The organism is Marinococcus halophilus (assembly GCF_002265875.1).
In the GTDB taxonomy this organism is placed as follows: Bacteria; Bacillota; Bacilli; order Bacillales; family Marinococcaceae; genus Marinococcus; species Marinococcus halophilus.
Window position 1 is genome coordinate 22,971 of record NZ_NPFA01000015.1, and the last position, 23,284, is coordinate 46,254.

Below are 23,284 nucleotides of genomic sequence, written 5' to 3' on the forward strand. Positions count from 1 at the left end.
CAGTAAACGCCCTACCTTAGCTTACAATAAATCGGTCGTGCATACAATCATCAAGCTGCCGGATTTTTACTGTCCTGTTGCCTGCTTGATAACATCTTCAGAAACACTTTTTGGCACTTCTTCGTAATGATCGAAGAACATGGAATACGTTCCGCGGCCCTGCGTGTTGGAACGAAGAGTCGTGGCGTAGCCAAACATCTCAGCAAGCGGTACGAACGACCGGATAACCTGAGAATTGCCTCGTGCTTCCATACCGTCCACACGGCCACGGCGGGATGTTACATCGCCCATCACGTCGCCCATGTATTCTTCTGGAACCACGATATCTACCTTCATCAATGGTTCCAGCAGTACCGGCTTACATTTTTGCTTTGCTTCACGCAGAGCCATGGAAGCTGCTACCTTAAATGCCATCTCGTTAGAGTCGACATCGTGGTAGGAACCATCAAATAGAGTAGCTTTTACGTCGATTACCGGATAACCGGCGAGCATGCCGCTTTGAAGAGAATCTTCAATACCGGCCTGCACGGAAGGTACGTATTCACGAGGTACCACACCACCGACAATTTTGTTTACAAATTCAAAGCCGGCGCCTTCTTCGTTTGGCTCAAATTTGACCCAAACGTGTCCGTACTGCCCGCGACCACCGGACTGACGTACGAATTTACCTTCGCAGTTAGCTTCCTGGCGGATTGTTTCACGATAGGATACCTGAGGGGCACCTACGGTCGCTTCTACTTTGAATTCCCGTTTTAAACGGTCAACGATGATATCAAGGTGAAGCTCACCCATACCTTTGATGATCGTTTGTCCGGTTTCTTCGTCTGTTTCCGTCTGGAAAGTAGGATCCTCTTCTGCAAGCTTTCCGAGGGCGATACTCATTTTATCATGGTCCGCCTTCGACTTCGGCTCAACAGACAAGGAAATAACCGGTTCCGGGAAATCCATCGATTCAAGCACGATGTTGTCTTTTTCTGCCACCAATGTGTCCCCGGTGCTCGTATCCTTCAAGCCGACACCCGCTGCAATATCACCGGCATATACCGTTGAAATTTCTTCACGGGAGTTTGCATGCATTTGAAGAATACGGCCCACGCGTTCACGTTTGTCCTTGGTGGAGTTTCTGACGTACGAGCCGGAAGTGAGTGTACCCGAGTATACACGGAAGAAAGTCAACTTGCCGACATAAGGGTCTGTGGCCACTTTAAATGCCAGCGCAGAGAATTTTCCGTTGTCGTCTGCCGGGCGCTCTTCCTCTTCTTCCGAATCCGGATATTTCCCTTTAATTGCAGGAACATCCAATGGAGATGGAAGATAATCGAGCACAGCGTCGATCATGAGCTGCACACCTTTGTTTTTAAAGGCAGAACCACAAAGTACTGGATAAAACTCAACGTTCAGCGTTCCTTTACGGATAGCCAGCTTGAGTTCTTCATTTGTAATTTCTTCCTCTTCAAGGTATTTCATCATAAGCTCTTCATCAAGCTCGGATACAGCTTCTACCAGCTTCTGGCGGTATTCCTGCGCTTGAGCCTGATATTCTTCCGGTATTTCACGGGCTTCCGCACGGGTTCCAAGGTCATCGAGGTAGTAGTAAGCCTGCATCTCGATTAAATCAATAATTCCTTCAAAATCATCTTCAGCACCGATCGGAAGCTGAATTGCCTGAGCATTCGCTCCGAGACGTTCTGTCAGTGTGCTCAAGGAATAAACGAAATCCGCCCCTACCTTGTCCATCTTGTTAACAAAAACAATACGTGGAACATGGTAAGTAGTCGCCTGGCGCCATACAGTTTCTGTCTGCGGCTCCACGCCAGACTGAGCATCCAATACCGCAACAGCTCCGTCAAGCACACGCAGGGAACGTTCCACCTCTACGGTGAAGTCTACGTGACCTGGAGTGTCGATAATATTGATGCGGTGGTTTTTCCATTGGGCTGTCGTCGCAGCGGAGGTAATAGTAATACCACGCTCTTGTTCCTGCGACATCCAGTCCATTTGAGAAGCACCTTCATGGGTTTCACCAATTTTATGGATACGACCCGTGTAATAAAGGATACGCTCTGTTGCTGTTGTTTTCCCAGCATCAATGTGAGCCATGATCCCGATATTACGGGTCTTTTCCAAGGAGAATTCACGTGCCATGGACTTTCTTTCTCCTTCCATTCATCAAAGTAGTATTTTCCGCAGTATTGCTTACCAGCGGTAGTGAGCAAACGCTTTGTTTGCTTCAGCCATACGATGAGTATCTTCACGACGCTTAACAGCAGATCCTGTGTTGTTGGAAGCATCAAGAATTTCATTTGCAAGACGCTCTTCCATGGTTTTCTCTCCACGAAGACGGGCGTAGCTTACGATCCAACGAAGTGCCAGAGTGGTACGACGGTCTGGTTTAACTTCGATTGGTACTTGATAGTTAGCTCCCCCTACGCGGCGGGCTTTTACTTCCAATACAGGCATAACGTTTTTCATGGCCTGATCGAAAACTTCCATCGGATCCTGACCGGAACGCTCCTGTACGAGGTTAAATGCTCTGTATAGGATATTTTGCGCTTTTCCTTTTTTACCATCATTCATTACACGGTTGATCATACGAGTAACAAGCTTGGAGTTATAAATAGGATCAGGCAGAACATCACGGCGTGGTGCTGGTCCTTTACGAGACATAAATCCTCCTCCTTTCTTTATATTATGAATTAGCTGTTATTATTTCTTTTTCTTCCCGCGCTTAGTTCCGTATTTGGAACGGCTTTGCATGCGGTTTTGTACGCCGGCAGTATCAAGGGCGCCACGAACAACGTGATAACGCACACCAGGAAGGTCCTTAACACGGCCTCCACGGATCAATACTACACTGTGCTCCTGGAGATTGTGGCCAATACCAGGAATGTATGCTGTAACCTCGATTTGGTTAGTCAGGCGAACACGTGCATACTTACGAAGAGCCGAGTTTGGCTTCTTCGGGGTAAGTGTGCCTACACGAGTACATACACCACGTTTTTGCGGAGCATTTTGATCTGTTGGGACTTTACGCAAGCTATTGTAACCTCGGTTCAACGCCGGAGAATCAGTCTTTTTAGTCTTCATCTGACGGCCTTTACGAACCAGCTGATTAATAGTTGGCATAGTTGTTTTCCTCCTTTCCGACTAAGTTATTTCAAGACCACCGTTCCAGGTGGTTCATTGATAAGCAAAATGAAAGTTTTTGCCAATGAGGTCCGAAAACCCCACCAGCAAAAACTCGTTATTGCTTTTTTAAAGCGATCGTAGCCGCTCCTACATCAATTCCGCAAGCTTTTCCAAGTTTTTTCATCGAATCGACAAACTGGATGGAAACACTGCTTTCATTTGCCGCTTTAAGAATGCGCTGCTGAATTTCTACAGCTGCATCTGCTGCCACAATGATTTCGGAAGCTGTGCCATGTTCAATCGCTTTAAGCGTTTGTTTAGTTCCAATTAAAACTTCGTCAGCCTGTGTTACTTTTTCATAAGACATCATTCATCCTCCAAAGCACAGGAGCTTAACGCACCTTAGATAGCATATCACCGCGTTTTTGCGATGTCAACACTATTTCATTCCGACGAATATACTTCTTCGCCTGATTCCTGCATTTCCTGCACAGCTTCTTCCGGGACAACCTGTTCGAGGCTGCGGTAACGCTGCATACCGGTACCCGCTGGAACTAATTTCCCGATAATAACGTTCTCTTTTAAGCCTAACAGCTCGTCGCGCTTGCCACGAATTGCCGCGTCCGTAAGAATTCTTGTGGTTTCTTGGAACGAAGCAGCTGAAAGGAAGGAATCCGTTTCAAGCGATGCTTTCGTAATACCAAGAATGACCGGCTGGCCAACGGCTGGCTGATGGTGTTTTTGAAGTGCTTCGCGATTAGCTTTTTCAAACGCATGCACCTCTACCAGACTGCCAGGCAGAGCATCTGTATTACCAGAGTCGGTAATCCGGATTTTACGGAACATTTGACGAACCATCACTTCGATGTGCTTGTCGCCAATTTCCACGCCCTGCATGCTGTATACCTTCTGCACTTCTTTCAGAAGATACTGCTGCACCTGGTCGAGCCCGGTTACTTTCAACAGCTCTTTCGGATCGATAGAACCTTCTGTAAGAGCCTGCCCTACTTCCACTTGGTCGCCTACTCCCACCCGGAGACGGGCGCCATATGGTGTAGTGTAGGAACGGCTTTCAAGCGGCCCCTGCACCGTCACTTCTTTCTTATCCGTCAGATCTTTCACATCGACAATTTCGCCGGAGAGTTCAGAAATGACAGCCTGCCCTTTAGGATTACGGGCTTCAACAAGCTCCTGAATACGAGGAAGACCCTGGGTGATGTCGTCCCCGGCTACGCCGCCTGTATGGAACGTACGCATGGTAAGCTGTGTGCCCGGCTCACCGATAGACTGGGCAGCAATGATCCCTACTGCTTCGCCCACTTCAACGTCGGCTCCTGTAGCAAGATTACGGCCGTAGCATTTTTTGCAGACGCCGTGGTGCGTATCGCACGTAAAGACAGAGCGGATAACAACTTTTTCGACGCCGGCTTCTTCGATAATACGGGCCGAATCTTCATTTAGAAGCTCGCCCTTTTGAGCCAATACTTCGTCTGTTTCAGGATGGCGCACTGTTTCAAAGGCTACCCGGCCGATCAGGCGATCCTGAAGTTTTTCAATGATTTCATTACCTTCACGGAGCGTCGCTACCGAAAGCCCGCGGTCAGTGCCGCAGTCGTCTTCACGGATGATAACGTCCTGGGCCACGTCCACAAGACGACGGGTCAGATAACCCGAATCGGCAGTTTTAAGCGCTGTGTCGGCCAGACCTTTACGGGCACCGTGCGTGGAAATAAAGTATTCAAGCACCGTAAGCCCCTCACGGAAACTTGATTTGATCGGGAGTTCGATGATGCGCCCGGATGGATTGGCCATCAGTCCGCGCATCCCAGCAAGCTGCGTGAAGTTCGAGGCGTTACCACGCGCACCAGAGTCACTCATCATAAATATAGGGTTCCGTATATCAAGCGTACCCATAAGCTTGTCCTGGATAACATCCTTAGCGCCGCCCCAGATGCTGATAATTTTGTCATAGCGTTCCTCTTCGGTAATCAAACCGCGCCGGAATTGCTTCATTACCTTCGAGACCTGTTCTTCAGAATCCTCTAGTACATCCTGCTTGTCCGGAAGTACAACAATGTCGGAAATCCCAACCGTAATCCCAGCTTTTGTAGAGTAATGGAAACCGAGATCCTTCATGCGGTCAAGCATTTTCGATGTTTCGATAATCTGGAAGTTTTTAAACACCGCTGCAATGATGTCACCCAAAAAGCCTTTTTTAAACGGCGGAATGAGTTCTCGGTTTTTAAATTCTTCTTTAACATCTGTCGTGCTTGGCACTACATATTTTTCCGGAAGCTCTTCTTCCAGGTTCAATGCTGTCGGCTCGTTCACGTAAGGGAAGGACGTTGGAAGAATTTCATTAAATATAAGCTTTCCTGGTGTCGTTAAGACGAGCTTACTCATCTCTTCTTCACTGAAGTTAGTTTTATTTAACGCACGAACCGGCAAAGCAATACGGGTATGCAGGTGCACATAGCCATTTTGATAAGCAGTGAGCACTTCTTTTATATCGTTAAAGATAGAGCCTTCACCCATGGCGTTTTCACGTTCAAGCGTCAGGTAGTAGTTTCCAAGTACCATGTCCTGGGATGGTGTAACAACTGGTTTACCATCCTTAGGGTTCAAGATATTCTGCGCTGCAAGCATAAGCACGCGGGCTTCTGCCTGCGCTTCTGCTGAAAGCGGAACGTGCACAGCCATCTGGTCCCCGTCAAAGTCGGCGTTGTACGCTGTACAAACGAGCGGGTGGAGCTTAATGGCACGACCCTCAACCAGCGTCGGTTCGAATGCCTGAATACCGAGACGGTGAAGCGTCGGTGCACGGTTCAAAAGAACTGGATGTTCACGGATAACGTCCTCAAGCACATCCCAGACTTCCGGATGCACACGCTCTACTTTCCGTTTCGCACTTTTAATGTTGTGCGCGAGGCTTCGGTTTACGAGCTCTTTCATTACAAATGGCTTGAACAGCTCAAGCGCCATTTCTTTTGGAAGTCCGCACTGATACATTTTCAGGCTCGGCCCAACCACAATAACCGAACGTCCGGAATAGTCGACACGTTTGCCGAGAAGGTTCTGACGGAACCGGCCCTGTTTCCCTTTCAGCATATGAGAAAGAGATTTTAGCGGACGGTTGCCTGGACCTGTGACCGGACGGCCGCGGCGGCCGTTGTCAATTAAAGCATCGACAGCTTCCTGAAGCATACGCTTTTCGTTTTGCACAATGATGCTCGGTGCTCCCAGATCAAGAAGACGTTTTAAACGGTTGTTCCGGTTAATAACACGGCGATACAAATCGTTCAGGTCAGAGGTGGCAAACCGGCCGCCGTCCAACTGAACCATTGGACGAATTTCCGGAGGAACAACCGGGAGAACGTCAAGGATCATCCATGCTGGATGGTTGCCGGAGTGACGGAACGCTTCAAGCACTTCCAGGCGCTTGATCGCCCGAGTACGGCGTTGGCCCTGCGCTGTTTCAAGTTCGCCTTTTAAGCCGTGCACTTCTTTTTCAAGATCAATATCCTGAAGAAGCTTGCGGATGGCTTCTGCACCCATCTGAGCGGAGAAGGTTTTGCCGTACTTATCGTAATATGCCCGGTATTCTCTTTCGGAAAGCAGCTGTTTGTATTCAAGCGGCGTTTCCCCCGGCTCCGTTACTGTATAGGAAGCAAAGTAAATAACTTCTTCGAGGGAACGCGGGGACATATCAAGGACCAGTCCCATACGGCTTGGGATACCTTTAAAGTACCAAATGTGAGATACAGGGGCTGCAAGTTCAATATGGCCCATGCGTTCCCGGCGCACTTTTGAACGAGTGACTTCTACCCCGCACCTGTCGCAGACTACGCCTTTATAGCGAATACGCTTGTATTTACCGCAGTGGCATTCCCAGTCTTTTGTCGGACCAAAAATACGCTCACAGAACAGTCCGTCTTTTTCCGGTTTTAACGTCCGGTAGTTAATCGTTTCTGGCTTTTTCACTTCACCGTGTGTCCAGGAACGAATTTTTTCCGGAGAGGCAAGTCCAATTTTCATATATTCAAAGTTATTGACGTCTATCAAGAGGTCGACCTCCCTTTCAATCTTTAAAGGTGGCATGGCTGAAAGAGGGACAAGAGGTGCCTACAAAAGCCATATAGCTTTTAATTAGACACCCCGTCTTCTCCGTTTTACCGATGAGACCTTATGCGTTTTCCGTGGACTCGATTCTAAGATTCAAGTTATCTCCGGGTTGTTCATCTTCATCATCGAGCTCTTTCATTTCGATTTCCTCTTCATTGCTCGAAAGCATTTTCACGTCCATGCCAAGGCTTTGAAGCTCTTTAATCAGAACTTTAAATGACTCGGGAACGCCAGGCTCCGGCACATTTTCCCCTTTAACAATCGCTTCGTACGTTTTCACACGGCCGACAACGTCGTCGGATTTCACCGTAAGAATTTCCTGCAGCGTATAAGCTGCTCCGTACGCTTCAAGAGCCCATACTTCCATTTCCCCGAAACGCTGGCCGCCGAACTGCGCTTTACCACCAAGCGGCTGCTGGGTAACAAGAGAGTAAGGTCCGGTCGAACGGGCGTGAAGCTTGTCGTCCACCATGTGGGCCAGTTTGATCATATACATGACCCCGACTGAAATACGGTTGTCAAAGGTTTCCCCTGTACGCCCGTCATACAATACGGTCTTTCCGTCCCGGGCGAGACCAGCTTCCTGAATCGTTTCCCAAACATCTTCTTCACGGGCACCGTCAAATACCGGTGTTGCCATGTGAAGGTTCAGGGAACGGGCCGCCATGCCCAGGTGCATTTCAAGCACCTGTCCGATATTCATACGCGAAGGCACCCCGAGAGGGTTCAGCATAAGATCAATCGGTGTTCCGTCCGGCAGGTAAGGCATATCTTCCTCTGGAAGAATACGGGAAATAACACCTTTGTTTCCGTGACGACCGGCCATTTTATCCCCTTCATGAATCTTACGCTTCTGCACGAGATATACCCGGACAAGCTGATTCACTCCCGGTGGAAGTTCATCTCCGTCTTCACGGTTAAAGATTTTTACGTCGAGTACAATGCCGTCTGCCCCGTGTGGAACACGAAGCGAAGTGTCCCGTACTTCGCGGGCTTTTTCCCCGAAGATCGCATGAAGCAGACGCTCTTCTGCGGAAAGCTCTGTCATGCCTTTCGGCGTTACTTTCCCGACAAGAATGTCGCCATCCTTCACTTCCGCCCCGACGCGGATAATACCGCGGTCATCGAGGTCCTTCAGCGCTTCTTCCCCAACGTTTGGAATATCGCGGGTGATTTCCTCCGGTCCGAGCTTGGTATCGCGGGCTTCTGACTCGTATTCATCTACGTGAATGGAAGTGTAGACATCGTCTTTTACTACCCGTTCACTCAGGATAACGGCGTCTTCATAGTTATAGCCGTCCCAGGTCATAAAGGCAGTTAAGACGTTACGCCCCAATGCCATTTCCCCGTTATCCATCGATGGACCGTCTGCAAGGACTTCGCCTTTTTCTATACGGTCCCCGTCTTTAACGATCGGACGCTGGTTATAGCTTGTTCCCTGGTTGGAACGAACGTATTTCATCATACGATATTTATCGATATCTGTTTCTACTTCTTCTCCGTCCACATCTTCAATGCGGCGGATCCAGATTTCACGTGCGGACGCCCGCTCAACTACGCCTTTGTGACGGGCGATGATGGCAGCCCCTGAATCCTTTGCTGAAACGTATTCCATGCCGGTACCTACAAGAGGTGCTTCCGGCTCAAGAAGCGGCACTGCCTGACGCTGCATGTTCGCTCCCATCAATGCCCGGTTGGAGTCGTCATTTTCGAGGAATGGAATACACGCCGTTGCAGCAGAAACTGCCTGCTTCGGTGAAACGTCCATATAGTCGATTTTTTCTTTCGGCACGATGGTGTTGTCTCCTCGGAAACGGGCGATAACTTCATCGTCGGCAAACGTGCCGTCTTCAGCAAGTGAAGCGTTCGCCTGAGCGACTACGTAGTTATCTTCTTCATCAGCAGTAAGATAATCACACTGCTCGGTGACCACTCCCGTATCCGGGTCTACACGGCGGTAAGCTGTTTCGATAAAGCCGAACTTATTTACCTTGGCGTAGCTTGACAAAGAGTTAATCAGGCCGATGTTCGGTCCTTCCGGCGTTTCAATCGGGCACATACGCCCGTAGTGGGAGTAGTGCACGTCACGGACTTCAAAACCGGCACGTTCGCGGGTCAATCCGCCCGGTCCGAGCGCTGACAGACGGCGTTTGTGCGTCAGTTCAGCCAAAGGATTTGTCTGGTCCATAAACTGGGACAGCTGCGAGCTGCCAAAGAACTCTTTAATAGAAGCGATTACCGGACGAATATTGATAAGCGCCTGCGGCGTGATGGAGCTTGGGTCCTGGATAGACATGCGCTCACGTACCACACGCTCCATACGGGAAAGTCCGATACGGAACTGGTTTTGAAGCAGTTCCCCGACAGAACGGAGACGACGATTACCCAAATGGTCAATGTCATCAGTCCGGCCGACGCCGTGAAGAAGGTTGAAGAAATAGTTTACCGAGGCAATCATGTCTTCAGGCGTAATATTCTTCGTTTCAAGATCAATGTTCCCATTACTGATTACGTTAATTTCACGGTCTTCGCCTTGACCGTCATCTGCATAAATCTTAATAGATTGTACGTCCAAATCTGCATCTTCCACCACTCCACCGGAAACGGTGTACCGTTTAAATCCAAGGTTATTTTCCAGATACGGCATGAGACGGTCCAGGGCCCGGCGGTCGAGCATCGTGCCAGCCTCAGCAATGACTTCTCCCGTTTCTGGATCAGCAAGCGTTTCTGCTAAACGCTGATTGAATAAACGATTTTGGATATGGAGCTTTTTATTCATTTTATAACGTCCGACATTTGCGAGATCATACCGTTTCGGATCAAAAAAGCGCGTGTTTAATAAGCTTTTCGCGCTATCCACCGTTGGCGGTTCCCCAGGGCGGAGACGTTCATAAATTTCGAGAAGAGCTTTTTCGCTGCCTTCAGTATTGTCTTTTTCGAGCGTATTCCGCAGGTATTGATCTTCGCCCAAAAGATCGATAATCTCTTGGTCGGAACCAAAGCCAAGTGCGCGAAGAAGCACGGTAACCGGGATTTTCCGGGTACGGTCAATACGAACGTGAACGACGTCTTTCGCATCTGTTTCAAGCTCGAGCCATGCACCGCGATTCGGAATAACAGTCGCAGTGTAGCCACGCTTGCCGTTTTTGTCTACTTTATTGTTAAAATATACGCTTGGTGAACGTACGAGCTGGGATACGATAACACGCTCAGCCCCGTTTATTACAAATGTACCTGTGTCGGTCATAAGCGGGAAATCGCCCATAAATACTTCCTGCTCTTTTACTTCGCCAGTCTCCTTGTTCATCAGGCGGACCTTGACGCGAAGTGGTGCAGAGTATGTGGCATCGCGTTCTTTTGATTCATCGATTGGATATTTTGGTTCTCCCAAATTGTAATCGATGAATTCTAGCACCAAGTTTCCGGTAAAATCTTCAATCGGCGAGATGTCCTGAAACATTTCGCGAATCCCTTCATCTAGAAACCATTGATAAGAAGCCGTCTGAATCTCAATGAGGTTGGGAAGGTCCAATACTTCATTGATTCGGGCATAGCTTCTCCGCTGGCGGTGACGTCCAAATTGAATAAGTTGACTTGACAACAGATTCACCCCTCAAATCTCGCATGATATCCGCTCGTTTTAAAACAAGCGTTTTTCCAAGGCAATTATCGGTAATATAGCTAAATAGTGATAAATGCAGAGACGCGTCGTCATGTAGACGGACGGCTCTTTCTGCTCTGATGAATTCTTCAGCGTATCAGAACACAGAGAACAGTCCGCGTACACAAACGCCGTCGATGTAATTTTTTTCACAAACCGAATAGCTAGCTTGAGAACGATGACCGCTTCTCCCTGACTCATGTTGTTCATCTTAAATGAAATTGTTTTTCCTAATACTTATTACGATCGATTCTCCCATTTCTTATTCGAATGTGTTAGAATAAGAAGGAATCAAAAGCACAAACGTTCTCATTTTAATGGATAAGCTTGCTGCAACCGTAATCCAGCTCAGCCGTGAAGTGGCATATAGAAAAGAAATGGATGATACTTCTTACGGTATCACCTGATTTAATAAGTAGAATATTGCATGTAGTTTGGTACTAATGGATACTTATACGCATTAAATTATAATACCATATCAAAACAGCACCGTCAACTTCTGATGGTGCTGTTTATTTACGCGCACGGAAAATATAATATCCTTTATTTTTTTTTACATTTTTCACAACCGGAAACAGTTCGTTAAGTTTTTCTTTCGCTGAAGGAGCCCCCTGCTTTTTCTGGATGACAATCCAACATTCACCACCTGGCCTCAATGCTTCAAAAGCTTCCTCGAACAGTTGGTGCACCACTTTCTTTCCAGCTCTGATAGGTGGGTTTGTCAAAATCGCTGCTGCCCCGCCTTCATAGGCATTGAATAGATCGCTTTCTGCGGCTTCGGCATTTTCAGCCTGATGCCGCTGAATGTTTCTTTTTGCCAATTCTACCGCGCGTTGATTGATGTCAAAAAGCAGCACATTTCGGGCCGTTTCCTTAGCAAGAGTTACTCCCACTACACCGTAACCGCAGCCAATGTCTACAATGTCTCCATCTACATCCGGCCATTCAAAGGCTTCGAGCAGCGTTTCTGTACCAAAATCCACTGTTTGTTTCGAGAAGACTCCGCTGTCTGTCACGAATGACCAGTCTCTGCCCCTAAGCTTTGCGTGGATAACTTTTTCATCACTTGCCGCACTTGGACTTGCATGAAAATATTGTTCACCGCTCATAGCATCGCTCCGTTCTAATTATTGGAATATTATCATAGCAGGATCCAGACATTTATTGCAACAAAAAACTCATCCGCAGCTGTGCGGATGAGTTGATCGAACCCTTACTTCAATTCGATAGAAGCGCCTGCTTCTTCGAGTTGACCTTTCATTTCTTCAGCGTCTTCTTTAGATACGCCTTCTTTTAATGTTTCAGGTGCTCCGTCTACTAGTGCTTTAGCTTCTTTCAAGCCAAGACCGGTAATTTCACGGACAACTTTGATGACGTTGATTTTAGAAGAACCAGCGCTTTCGAGTACTACGTCGAATTCTGTTTGCTCTTCCTCAACGACTTCACCGCCGCCACCGCCAGCTGCTACTGGTGCAGCTGCTGTTACGCCGAATTCTTCTTCAATTGCTTTTACTAATTCGTTCAATTCCAGAACGGACATTTCCTTAATTGCATCAATCATTTCTTGATTACTCATGGATAATCCTCCTCTTAGTATTAATGTTTAACCTGTCAAAAACCCTAAATTATTAGGCGCTCTCTTCTTCTTTTTGCTCTGCCACTGCTTTTGTAGCCAGTGCGAAGTTACGGATTGGCGCCTGCATAACGCTAAGCAGCATAGCCACAAGTCCATCGTGGGATGGAAGGCTTGCCAATTCCTTGATCTGCTCCTGGGAAACAACGCTGCCTTCAATGACACCCGTTTTAATCTCCAGCGCTTCGTGATCTTTAGCGAAATTGTACAATACTTTTGCCGGTGCTACTGCGTCCTCTGCGCTTGTTGCAATAGCTGTAGGGCCTACCAGGTATTCGTTCAACTCGTCTTTCAGATTCACGTCTTCTGCCGCACGACGCGCCATTGTGTTTTTATACACTTTGAAATCAACGTCTGCTTCACGAAGCTGCGCACGTAATTCCGTAATTTCCGACACGTCCAGGCCGCGATAGTCTACCAATACGGTCGACACGCTGTCTTTCAGCTTTGCTGCGATTTCATCAACAACCGCCTGTTTTTGTTCGATAACTTTGCTCATCCGTTCCACCTCCTGCCATTCTTTATTGTTTGCCGTCCGCGACCGCAGACATTAAAAAATCTTCCTGTCTAAATTAGCAGACACGAAGACACTACTCCCGTAAAACGCTCTAAGGCGTTCAATGTATAGGAATGGTACCTCGGCAGGATAATTTAAGTGCAGTGCACTCCTGCTGTCTGCGGCAACAATATAAAATTGTTGGCTGATCCGTCATTTAGTATAAATGGAAGCAGCGTCCGGGTCAAGAGCTTTTTCAAGATCACCCGGGCGCTGCCGGCAAACAAAAATATTGCTGTTTAATTTATGCGAATTTTAACGAAGAAGTGCTTACTTTCACGCCAGGACCCATGGAAGTCGTTACAGCAACGCCTCTCATGTACGTTCCTTTAGCTGCTGCCGGCTTTGCTTTTTGAAGCGCGTCGGCAACTGTGTTGAAGTTTTCCACCAGGCTTGCAGTATCAAAAGATACTTTGCCAATTGGCGCATGGATATTACCGGACTTATCGACACGGTATTCCACTTTACCTGCTTTAATTTCTTCAACAGCTTTTGTAACGTCCATTGTCACCGTACCGGTTTTTGGATTAGGCATAAGGCCTTTCGGTCCAAGGGTACGGCCCAATTTACCTACCTGGGCCATCATGTCCGGAGTGGCTACTACTGCATCAAAGTCAAACCATCCTTGCTGCACACGGTTCACCAGATCTTCTTCTCCTACATAATCAGCGCCGGCCGCTTCTGCTTCCTGAGCTTTTTCGCCTTTAGCAAAAACGAGCACGCGCTGGCTTTTTCCTGTTCCGTTTGGAAGGACGATCGCGCCACGGATCTGCTGATCGTTTTTACGCGGGTCAATTCCAAGACGAAACGCTACTTCTACCGTTGCATCAAAATTTACGATCGATGTTTTCTTCGCAAGCTCAATCGCCTCTTCAGCATTGTACTGCTGCTCCTGGTCGATGAGCTGCGCCGCCTCGCGGTATTTTTTACCTCTTTTAGGCATTGTTTTTCCTCCTTGTTGTGGTTTAACGGTAAGACCTCCCACTAGTAAAGGTTGCGAGCCGTCCCTTCGGCAAAAGCGTCAGAGGCGTCCACACAACCTTCAGCAAGGCAAATCTTTCAATTAGTCTTCAACGTTTAAGCCCATGCTGCGGGCTGTTCCTTCAACCATACGCATTGCTGATTCAACGTCAGATGCGTTTAAATCCTGCATTTTCGTCTCAGCAATTTCACGAACCTGATCCCGGGTTACTGAACCAACTTTGTTACGGTTAGGCTCACCGGAACCGCCTTTAATGCCTGCTGCTTCTTTAAGAAGTACAGGGGCTGGCGGAGTTTTCGTAATAAAAGTGAACGAACGGTCTTCATAGACACTGATTTCTACAGGAATGATTGTTCCTGTCTGCTCTTGTGTACGAGCGTTGAATTCTTTACAGAATCCCATGATATTCACACCGGCTTGACCAAGCGCTGGGCCTACCGGTGGTGCCGGGTTCGCTTTACCAGCCGGAATTTGAAGTTTAACAACCTTCTCGACTCTTTTAGCCACGCGACACACCTCCTTCGTCCGTGATGTGGTAGCCGGATACAATGCATCCTCCCACTCATTCTAAAACACCATGTGCTTTAGGCTATGATATCTTTCAATACCAAACAGGATAATTTTATCACCTGAAACCAAAATAAGCAATGGTCAATTCATGAGAAAGAGAAAATACAAGCCGGACCTATATTTTTTCTACTTGGGTAAATTCCAGCTCAACCGGAGTTTCGCGGCCGAACATATTTACATAAACTTTGACCTTCTGTTTCTCGGCATTGATTTCTTCCACCGTTCCCGTGAAGTCGGCAAACGGCCCTTCAGTTACCTTCACCGCTTCTTTAAGTTCAAAATCAACTTCAGCCTTCGGTTCTTTCTCGCCCATTTGGCCGAGAATGGTATCTACTTCGTCCGGCAAAAGCGGCGTTGGCTTCGAGCCAGCTCCCGTAGAGCCGATAAACCCAGTTACTCCCGGGGTGTTGCGGACTACGTACCAGGAGTCATCTGTCATTACCATTTCAACGATGACATACCCGGGGAAAACCTTTTTGGAGACTGTCTTGCTTTTTCCGTTTTTGGTTTCCGTTTCTTCTTCCACCGGCACCAGTACACGGAAAATTTTATCCGTCATCCCCATGGATTCCACCCGTTTTTCCAGGTTCGTTTTTACTTTGTTTTCATAGCCCGAATAAGTATGGACTACATACCAGCTTTTTTCCATATCTAGAGTGGGAACTAAGCCCCTTCCCTCCTTTATTCCAAACGTTCAACCGTTGCTACTCCAAAAATATACGAACAAGCTCAGAAAGCCCTAAATCGATAACGGCAAAATAGATAACAAAAAAGATGACAGTCAGCACCGTGACAATTGTATATTTCGTTAGCTCTTTGCGTGTCGGCCATGTAACACGCTTCATTTCCTGTCCTACTTCTTTGAGAAAGCGGATAGGGCTTTTTTTCGTACCCCCAGCCATGCAGCCACCTCCATCAACCGGTGTTAACGGTCATAAAATTATTAGTATGAAGTCTCATATGAAGAACAATGTATCTGCATCTGTTTCTGTATCACATGTACCGTCAGGCTTCTTCCGTCCTGCTTGTTTTCAACCATTAAAAAAACAGCCGCTCCTAAGGGCTCTGCGGTCTGTTTGCTTTAGGCGCACATATATTTCTACCAATATCAATCATAAACAACTTCTGCGCTATAATCAAGGAGAAATTAACAGGCATATAAAAACCGGCGCCCCTGAGGAGCACCGGTCCTTTCATGATTTTTAATTAGCTGACTGGGCTGTGGTTTTCTTTTTTCCCGGCTTGAATGCCCTTGTGGCATCCACCGCTTCTTTCCAGCCGTCGTACAATTCTGTTCTTGTATCTTCATTAATCTGCGGCTCAAATTGCTTTTCTTTTTTCCACTGCTTTTTCACTTCTTCTTTACTGCTCCAGAAGCCAGTGGCGATCCCCGCTAAATAAGCTGCGCCCATCGCAGTTGTTTCAATCACAGCCGGACGCTCTACAGGAACGCCGACAATATCACTTTGGAACTGCATCAGAAAATCATTTGAAACCGCTCCGCCGTCAACACGAAGAGACTTCACTTCAATACCCGAATCCGTTTCCATTGCTCCGAGCACGTCTTTTGTCTGGTACGCAAGCGACTCCAAGGTCGCCCGTACAAAATGCTCTTTTTCCGTTCCACGGCTCAGGCCAAAGATGGCTCCGCGCGCTTCACTATCCCAGTAAGGGGCTCCAAGTCCTACGAAGGCCGGTACAAAATACACGCCGTTCGTATCATCTACACGCTCAGCGTATTTCTGGCTGTCCGGCGAGTTTGTAAACATACGCAGGCCATCCCGGAGCCACTGAATAGCCGAGCCGGCTACGAAAATGCTTCCTTCAAGAGCGTATTCAACCTTGCCGTCAATTCCCCAGGCAATTGTAGTCAGGAGTCCGTTATTTGATGGCACTGGCTTATCTCCAGTATGCATCAGCATAAAGCAGCCGGTGCCATACGTGTTCTTTGCCATCCCTTTTTCAAAGCAGGCCTGGCCGAACAGGGCAGCGTGCTGGTCTCCCGCTACCCCTGCAATCGGAACTTCCTGGCCGAAGAAGTGGTAATCTACTGTATTGGCATATACCTCGGAAGAAGAACGCACTTCCGGAAGCATGCTCTTCGGTACGGTAAGGACGTCAAGCAGCTCATCATCCCACTGCAGGTCATAAATGTTGTACATAAGCGTCCGCCCGGCGTTCGTATAGTCCGTTACATGCGCTTTTCCCCCAGAGAGCTTCCAGATCAGCCACGTATCGATGGTGCCAAACAGAAGATCTCCATTGTCTGCTTTTTCCCGTGCGCCTTCTACATTATCAAGTATCCACTTTACTTTCGTTCCCGAGAAGTACGCGTCAATCAGAAGACCGGTTTTATTTCGGAACATTTCCCCGTATCCCTGCTCGTTTAGCTCATTGCATATATCCATTGTCTGGCGGGACTGCCATACAATTGCATTATAGACAGGACGCCCGGTGTGTTTATCCCATACAACCGCTGTCTCACGCTGATTTGTGATCCCAATTGCGTTAATTTCTTCAGCCTGGATATCATTTTCCCCAAGCACTTCTGCAAGCACCGCTAGTACAGATGTCCAAATTTCCTGGGCGTTGTGCTCTACCCAGCCAGACTTCGGAAAGTACTGCTTAAACTCTCTCTGCGCCGTGCCTACTATTTCTCCTTCTTTGTTAAAAATAATGGCACGCGAGCTCGTTGTTCCCTGATCAATTGCTAGAATGTATTTCTTCTCCATCCGCTTCATCTCCTTTTTCATATATAAGTTGTATTAGTTTTTCACTTCAGGGTTGGACATGATCGATTTCGCAGAGCGTTTGCCCATGTAGTACAAACTTCCAAGGAAAACGGCTACGACAACCGAGTAAATCATTAATGCCATTGCGCCTTCTCCCAAGAAGAATGAACGGTAAACCATCGCACCGAACACGCCACCGGCAGCCGGGGCTACTACCGGGATCCAGGCATAGGACCAGTTGGAATCTCTTTTACCCGGAATTGGCAGCAGCGCATGTGCGATACGAGGACCAAGGTCACGGGCCGGGTTGATGGCATATCCTGTGGTACCACCAAGAGAGAGGCCGATAGCGAGAATCAGAAAGCCGACAATCAGTGGATTTAATCCTTCTGTGAACTGGTTGGCCCCAATACCTAAAATACCTCCGACAAGAACAGCTGTACCGATAAACTCGCTCAGGAAATTGTTAAACCGGTTCGGAACAGCAGGGTCGGTCGAAAACACTCCAAGCTTTGTATTCGAATCCTCTGTTTCCTTCCAGTGACCGAGAAAGTGAAGATAAACTACCACGCCACCTAATGCAGCACCAATTAATTGAGCAATAATGTAGCCCGGGACCTGTGCCCACGCAAACTCTCCAACAGAAGCGAGGCCAAGCGTTACCGCCGGATTAATGTGCGCCCCGGAGAACTGTCCTACTGCATAGATGGCCATTGCCACTGCAAACCCCCAGCCAAGTGCTACAACAATCCAGCCAGCACCCTGAGCTTTGGATTTATTCAGACTTACGTTTGCGACTACGCCGCCGCCAAAGATAATAAGAATCATCGTACCGATAAGCTCCGCTAAATAAACAGACATTCTTCTTCCTCCTTTTTTATTAAAGCTTACTTATCGTCATAACGTTAGGCGGTTCGTCTTATTATTTGTTACGGCGCCACAAGACCCAGACCTTTAATCCTGGTCACTTTCCAGAAAAACGCTTTCATAACAACGGATAAAAAGTAGCATGAATCCTCGGAAGTAACCAGGAAAGCCTACAAAAAGCCGCACACGTATCCCAATGGAATGAATGGTGTGCGGCTTTCATATACTCAACCTAACGTATTAACTTAAATAAATCTTACCACCGTGAGAAAACGCTGTCAATAACTTGTCACATAATTATTTTTGACTTTTCTGAAATTAAAAAGCGTTTAAAACCCGTCTTTCAAGAGATTAACGCATTCCATTCTTCACAATTTTCGAGTTTTCGCTTGATTCGCTGAAGGGCATTATCGATCGATTTGTTCCTTCTTCCAAGCAGTCCAGACATTTCCTGATAGGAACGGCCATCGATGTAAAGCTGCAGCACCTGCTGCTCCAGTTCGCTCAGCACGCTGCCAATTTTCGTTTCCATATCCTCATGCTTTTCCCGGATGATCAGCAAATCTTCCGGACTTTTGGCGTGGGTCTCTACTAAGATATCGAGCAGAGGGCGTTCCGAGTCTTCTTCATACACTGGTTTATCCAGGGAGATATATGAGTTCAGCGGCGAATGCTTCTGTCTCGTCGCCGTCTTTATAGCTGTAATGATCTGCCTTGTAATGCATAGTTCAGCAAAGGCACGGAATGAGGATAATTTGTCTCCCCGGAAATCTCGTACAGCTTTGTACAGCCCGATCATTCCTTCTTGTATGATATCTTCATAATCTCCCCCGATGAGAAAATACGATCGCGATTTCGCCCGCACTAGATGCCGGTACTTCTCAATCAGTCGTTCTAATGCCTGGTTATCGCCTGCACGTGCAAATTCAATCAGTATTTCATCTTCGGTTCGGGTAGTTTGACGTGGTTCCGGTTTCTTGAGGTCTGTACTCAATACAATCCCTCCGCCCATGCGCGTAGTAGTATAAATATAGGAACCATTATATCGGAGTGTTCATAAGAGCGTCAACTGCCTACAGATCCCTTTTGCGCCATTTGTCGAAAATTTCTGCCATTTCTTCCGTGATAGGAAGAGTAGTCTTATGAATTGCTTTTTTTTGATTTGCGAGCTGTTCTTCAATGCCCTTTTCGACAAGCTTCGCTTCATGCCGGAGCTCCCTTGCTGATTTTCTTAAGGCTCCGCTCCCAAACGTCATTGATTGCTCCGCATAATCCGAGGTGGCTACGTGCACTCTTGTTTCCACGTTTTTTAACTCTCCGACTAATTTTTCAATACGTTCGTCGGCCGTCTCGTGTTCCTTCGTGTATACGACTTCTACGCGCTTCAGCTGATAGTTTTTTCCGATTCCGGGGACCATATGGGCATCAAAAACAATGATAACTCTCCATCCTTTATACGCCTGGTACTCCGCCATCACATCAATGAGGCGGTCCCGTGCTTCTTCCAGGTGTCCGGCACGGAGCGGCTTCAGCTCCGGCCAGTCGCCAATCACATTGTACCCATCTACGAGAAGAATGTCCTTCATGGTGTATGCCTTCCCTTCTCCTGGCGCTTGCGCAGCACTTCATACATTAGAATACCTCCGGCAACGGAAGCGTTCAAGGAAGTAACCGGACCGTGCATCGGGATCTGGATCAGGAAGTCGCAGGATTCCTTTACGAGCCGGCTCAGCCCCTTTCCTTCATTTCCAATGACCAGCGCAAGCGGCATCTCCGCCTGCATCTCCCTGTAATCAGAAGCATTTTCTGTTCCCGTCCCGGCTACCCAAAGACCTTTATCCTTTAATTCATCGAGTGTTTTATTGATGTTTGTCACCCGGACTACCGGCACATACTCTACTGCTCCCGCCGATGTTTTTACCACGGTCTGGGTCACGCCGGCCGCACGTCTTTTCGGAATGATGACGCCATGTACACCGGAGGCGTTTGCTGTTCGTATCATGGAGCCCAGATTGTGAGGATCTTCCACACCGTCCAACACGAGAAAAAATGGATCCTCGTTCTGCTTTTCTGCTGTACGGAACAAATCATCCAGTCCTGCATACTGGTAAGCAGGGACCGCAGCCGCTACTCCCTGATGGACGCCTGCATCAAGCTCATCGAGTTTTTTCTTTGAAACTTCCTGAACCGTTATCCCCTTTTTTCCTGCCAGAGCACGAATTTCCTGTGCTGCCCCTTTTTTGGAGGTGTCTGCAATCATAATTTTTTCGATTTTCCGTTCGGCTTTTAATGCTTCTATAACAGGATTTTTCCCGGCAATCCATTCCTGGCTCATAATGACCGGCCTCTTTCTTGTATTTTGTCTATCGCAAATGCAATGATTTCACTTACCCGTTCCTGCCTGCCGGCAAAATATAGATACCCAAGCACCGCTTCAAACGCAGTACTCATACGATAGGTGGCGAGATCCGCATTCTTGGGCAGGCTTCCGGATTTTGCATTTCGTCCCCGCCTGGCAACTGCTGTTTCCTCTTCAGTTAAATACCCTTCGTCCCAAATGGCCCGAAGCACTTCCGCCTGGGCCTGAGCTGATACGTAGGAGGTGGCCTGCTTATGCAGCTCCTGCGGCCGCACTTTCCCTTCCGAAATTAAATAATGGCGGATATGGGTTTCGAGCACTGCATCTCCCATATATGCAAGCGCCAAAGCGTTTAACTGTTTTTCGTCTACTTTACTATAGTTTATCATGTTATTTCCTCTTCCACCGTGTTCCCTGCGGTGTATCTTCTAATAAAATTCCATCATTCTCGAGCTGGTCCCGGATTTCATCGGCACGGGCAAAGTTTTTATTTTTCCTTGCTGCCACCCGCTCTTCGAGAAGCTTCTCGATATCTTCATCGAGCATTACTTCTTCTCTTTCCAACGAAACGCCCAGCACGCTCCCCATGTCTGTCATCGTTTCAACAATCGCGTCCAGCGAAGCAATACTCGTCTGTGGCTGCTGCATATATTTGTTTGCTTCACGGGCCAGATCAAACAGCACGCTGATAGCGTTCGCTGTGTTGAAATCATCGTCCATTTCCTCCAGAAAACGAGCCTTGGCCCGTTCGGCTGCTTCCTGTCCTGCACTGCTGCCCCCGTTTACGCTTTCGCTCCGGCGGTGTTTAACATTTTCAAGCGTTGAACGCAGCCGTTCCAACCCGGCTCTTGCTGATTCAAGCAGATCGTTATCAAAGTTAATAGGATTGCGGTAGTGAGCCTGCATCATGAAAAAGCGGATTACTTCCGGGTCATGCTGTTGGATCATGTCATGCACAAGCACGAAATTACCGAGCGACTTCGACATCTTTTCGTTATTAATATTGATATAGCCGTTATGCATCCAGTAGTGAGCCATCGGTTTTCCGGTTAATGCTTCAGTCTGGGCAATTTCATTTTCATGATGGGGGAATTTTAAGTCCTGGCCGCCGGCATGGATGTCGATAGTGTCTCCCATATACTTTTTCACCATTGCAGAGCATTCAATATGCCAACCCGGGCGCCCTTCACCCCACGGGCTGTCCCAGGCAATTTCGTTTTCTTTCGCTTTTTTCCAAAGCGTGAAGTCCATCGGGTCCTCTTTCTGCTCGCCTATTTCAATCCGCGCACCCATCTGCAGATCTCCGACAGACTGCGAGGAAAGCTTCCCGTATTCCTTGAATTTCTTCGTACGATAATACACATCACCGTTTGATTCATAAGCAAATCCTTTTGCGATCAGCTGTTCGATGAATTCAACCATTTCTTCTACGGTTTCAGTTGCCCGTGGATGAAGATCCGCTTTTTCCACTCCGAGTGATTCGATGTCTTCAAGGTACGTATCGATAAAACGGTTAGCAAGCGTCGGTACTTCTTCATTCATTTCCTGGGCAGCTTTAATAATCTTGTCGTCCACGTCAGTAAAGTTCGACACATAGTACACGTTGTAACCACGGTAGCTCAAATAGCGGCGGACGGCATCAAAAACAATAGCAGGACGTGCATTACCGATATGAATGTAATTGTACACGGTCGGCCCGCAAACGTACATCGTAATCCGGTCCGGGTCTATCGGCTGAAACGGCTCTTTTTTATTGGTTAATGAATTGTATATATGAATGGCCATTACTGCTCTCTTCCTTTCACCGATTGTTCATTGTCTGCATTTTCGTGTTCCGGGAGTCGTTCTTTCAGCATTTCGATTTCCGCTTCGAGTGAACGAATCTTGTCTGCCACCGGGTCCGGAAGATTCTGATGGTCCAGGGAGTTTCTGTTGATTTTGACCCCGTCCTGAACGACCACCTTCCCTGGAATGCCAACAACCGTTGAATTTGGCGGCACTTCGTTTAATACGACCGAGCCTGCGCCGATGCGGGAGTGTTTTCCAATCGTCATGGAACCGAGCACCTTGGCGCCGCTTGCGATCAATACATGGTCTTCAATCGTCGGGTGCCGTTTGCCTTTTTCCTTGCCCGTACCGCCTAAAGTGACGCCCTGGAAAATCGTGACGTTATCACCAATTTCACACGTTTCTCCGATCACGACCCCCATGCCATGGTCGATAAACAGCCGTTCACCAACCACAGCGCCAGGATGAATTTCGATCCCGGTGATAAAACGGCTGAGCTGTGAAATTACACGTGAAAAGAAAAACATTTTTTTCTTCCACAGCCAATGGGCGAAACGATGAGACCATACAGCGTGTACGCCTGCATACGTGAAGACCACTTCGAGACGGTTCCGTGCCGCCGGATCCTGGTCAAACACGACGTCCAAATCATTTTTCAGCGTTTTCCACATGGTGCTTCCCCACTTTCTATGCCTGCTCTCAAGCTCTCATATTTATATGCTTAGTATATCAATAAAAAAAGCATCTCTGTGCGAATTCGCACAGAGACGCTTTTAAAGCGCGTTTCCACTCTGCTTAAGCGCCGGAGCCGGCACTTCTCTTTTCTGCCGTAACGGGGCACACCGCCGCTGCCTACTATGTTCAGCAGCGGGCTCCAGGAGGCAT

General features: G+C 47.8%; 21 protein-coding genes and 2 other annotated features (1 of these 23 running past the window's edge). All 21 genes read right to left on the minus strand.

Going from position 1 to position 23,284, the window contains the following annotated elements; all coding sequences use genetic code 11:
• Positions 1 to 66: 66 nt before the first annotated feature.
• Positions 67 to 2,145, minus strand: a complete 2,079-nt coding sequence (fusA, locus tag CHL76_RS13580) for an elongation factor G (protein WP_079475103.1) — start codon at positions 2,143 to 2,145, stop codon at positions 67 to 69.
• A 51-nt stretch (positions 2,146 to 2,196) separates the two neighbouring features.
• The gene (rpsG, locus tag CHL76_RS13585) at positions 2,197 to 2,667 is read right to left on the minus strand and encodes a 30S ribosomal protein S7 (protein ID WP_079475102.1); all 471 of its coding nucleotides are present in this window, start codon (positions 2,665 to 2,667) and stop codon (positions 2,197 to 2,199) included.
• 39 nt (positions 2,668 to 2,706) lie between these two features.
• Positions 2,707 to 3,126, minus strand: coding sequence for a 30S ribosomal protein S12 (rpsL, locus tag CHL76_RS13590; RefSeq protein WP_022794463.1), 420 nt, complete (start codon positions 3,124 to 3,126; stop codon positions 2,707 to 2,709).
• 118 nt (positions 3,127 to 3,244) lie between these two features.
• Positions 3,245 to 3,496 carry a 50S ribosomal protein L7ae-like protein gene (locus CHL76_RS13595; protein ID WP_079475101.1) on the minus strand — a complete coding sequence of 84 codons (252 nt, stop codon included), beginning with the start codon at positions 3,494 to 3,496 and terminating at the stop codon, positions 3,245 to 3,247.
• Between the two features lie 77 nt (positions 3,497 to 3,573).
• Complete coding sequence (rpoC, locus tag CHL76_RS13600; protein ID WP_079475100.1) at positions 3,574 to 7,191, minus strand: DNA-directed RNA polymerase subunit beta'; 3,618 nt, start codon at positions 7,189 to 7,191, stop codon at positions 3,574 to 3,576.
• A 121-nt stretch (positions 7,192 to 7,312) separates the two neighbouring features.
• Positions 7,313 to 10,852, minus strand: coding sequence for a DNA-directed RNA polymerase subunit beta (gene rpoB, locus CHL76_RS13605; protein WP_079475099.1), 3,540 nt, complete (start codon positions 10,850 to 10,852; stop codon positions 7,313 to 7,315).
• A gap of 572 nt (positions 10,853 to 11,424) precedes the next feature.
• The gene (locus CHL76_RS13615; RefSeq protein WP_094908835.1) at positions 11,425 to 12,021 is read right to left on the minus strand and encodes a class I SAM-dependent methyltransferase; all 597 of its coding nucleotides are present in this window, start codon (positions 12,019 to 12,021) and stop codon (positions 11,425 to 11,427) included.
• Between the two features lie 104 nt (positions 12,022 to 12,125).
• Positions 12,126 to 12,488 carry a 50S ribosomal protein L7/L12 gene (rplL, locus tag CHL76_RS13620; protein WP_079475097.1) on the minus strand — a complete coding sequence of 121 codons (363 nt, stop codon included), beginning with the start codon at positions 12,486 to 12,488 and terminating at the stop codon, positions 12,126 to 12,128.
• A gap of 52 nt (positions 12,489 to 12,540) precedes the next feature.
• Positions 12,541 to 13,044, minus strand: a complete 504-nt coding sequence (gene rplJ, locus CHL76_RS13625) for a 50S ribosomal protein L10 (RefSeq protein WP_094908836.1) — start codon at positions 13,042 to 13,044, stop codon at positions 12,541 to 12,543.
• 44 nt (positions 13,045 to 13,088) lie between these two features.
• Positions 13,089 to 13,244, minus strand: a sequence feature (ribosomal protein L10 leader region).
• A gap of 101 nt (positions 13,245 to 13,345) precedes the next feature.
• A complete protein-coding gene (rplA, locus tag CHL76_RS13630) occupies positions 13,346 to 14,044 on the minus strand; it encodes a 50S ribosomal protein L1 (RefSeq protein WP_022794456.1) in 699 nt (232 codons plus the stop codon).
• 120 nt (positions 14,045 to 14,164) lie between these two features.
• Positions 14,165 to 14,590: a 50S ribosomal protein L11 gene (gene rplK, locus CHL76_RS13635; protein WP_079475095.1), complete on the minus strand. Its 426-nt coding sequence runs from the start codon at positions 14,588 to 14,590 to the stop codon at positions 14,165 to 14,167.
• A gap of 178 nt (positions 14,591 to 14,768) precedes the next feature.
• Positions 14,769 to 15,302, minus strand: a complete 534-nt coding sequence (gene nusG / locus CHL76_RS13640) for a transcription termination/antitermination protein NusG (RefSeq protein WP_022794454.1) — start codon at positions 15,300 to 15,302, stop codon at positions 14,769 to 14,771.
• Positions 15,303 to 15,357: 55 nt separating this feature from the next.
• A complete protein-coding gene (secE, locus tag CHL76_RS13645; protein ID WP_022794453.1) occupies positions 15,358 to 15,555 on the minus strand; it encodes a preprotein translocase subunit SecE in 198 nt (65 codons plus the stop codon).
• A 300-nt stretch (positions 15,556 to 15,855) separates the two neighbouring features.
• Positions 15,856 to 17,385 (minus strand): glycerol kinase GlpK, encoded by a 1,530-nt coding sequence (gene glpK / locus CHL76_RS13650; protein ID WP_079475094.1) that lies wholly within the window; start codon positions 17,383 to 17,385, stop codon positions 15,856 to 15,858.
• Between the two features lie 33 nt (positions 17,386 to 17,418).
• Positions 17,419 to 18,246, minus strand: coding sequence for an MIP/aquaporin family protein (locus CHL76_RS13655; protein ID WP_079475093.1), 828 nt, complete (start codon positions 18,244 to 18,246; stop codon positions 17,419 to 17,421).
• 349 nt (positions 18,247 to 18,595) lie between these two features.
• Positions 18,596 to 19,246 carry an RNA polymerase sporulation sigma factor SigH gene (gene sigH / locus CHL76_RS13660; protein WP_371862279.1) on the minus strand — a complete coding sequence of 217 codons (651 nt, stop codon included), beginning with the start codon at positions 19,244 to 19,246 and terminating at the stop codon, positions 18,596 to 18,598.
• A gap of 79 nt (positions 19,247 to 19,325) precedes the next feature.
• Positions 19,326 to 19,838, minus strand: a complete 513-nt coding sequence (locus CHL76_RS13665; protein ID WP_079475091.1) for an NYN domain-containing protein — start codon at positions 19,836 to 19,838, stop codon at positions 19,326 to 19,328.
• The gene (gene rlmB, locus CHL76_RS13670; protein ID WP_079475090.1) at positions 19,835 to 20,587 is read right to left on the minus strand and encodes a 23S rRNA (guanosine(2251)-2'-O)-methyltransferase RlmB; all 753 of its coding nucleotides are present in this window, start codon (positions 20,585 to 20,587) and stop codon (positions 19,835 to 19,837) included. The genes CHL76_RS13665 and rlmB overlap by 4 nt, the downstream gene beginning before the upstream one ends.
• Positions 20,584 to 21,000, minus strand: coding sequence for a Mini-ribonuclease 3 (locus tag CHL76_RS13675; protein WP_079475089.1), 417 nt, complete (start codon positions 20,998 to 21,000; stop codon positions 20,584 to 20,586). Before CHL76_RS13675 ends, rlmB begins: the two co-directional genes overlap by 4 nt.
• A gap of 1 nt (position 21,001) precedes the next feature.
• The gene (cysS, locus tag CHL76_RS13680; protein WP_094908837.1) at positions 21,002 to 22,396 is read right to left on the minus strand and encodes a cysteine--tRNA ligase; all 1,395 of its coding nucleotides are present in this window, start codon (positions 22,394 to 22,396) and stop codon (positions 21,002 to 21,004) included.
• The gene (gene epsC / locus CHL76_RS13685; protein ID WP_079475087.1) at positions 22,396 to 23,070 is read right to left on the minus strand and encodes a serine O-acetyltransferase EpsC; all 675 of its coding nucleotides are present in this window, start codon (positions 23,068 to 23,070) and stop codon (positions 22,396 to 22,398) included. The genes cysS and epsC overlap by 1 nt, the downstream gene beginning before the upstream one ends.
• Positions 23,071 to 23,159: 89 nt before the next feature.
• Positions 23,160 to 23,284, minus strand: a binding site (T-box leader); it runs 93 nt beyond the window's last position.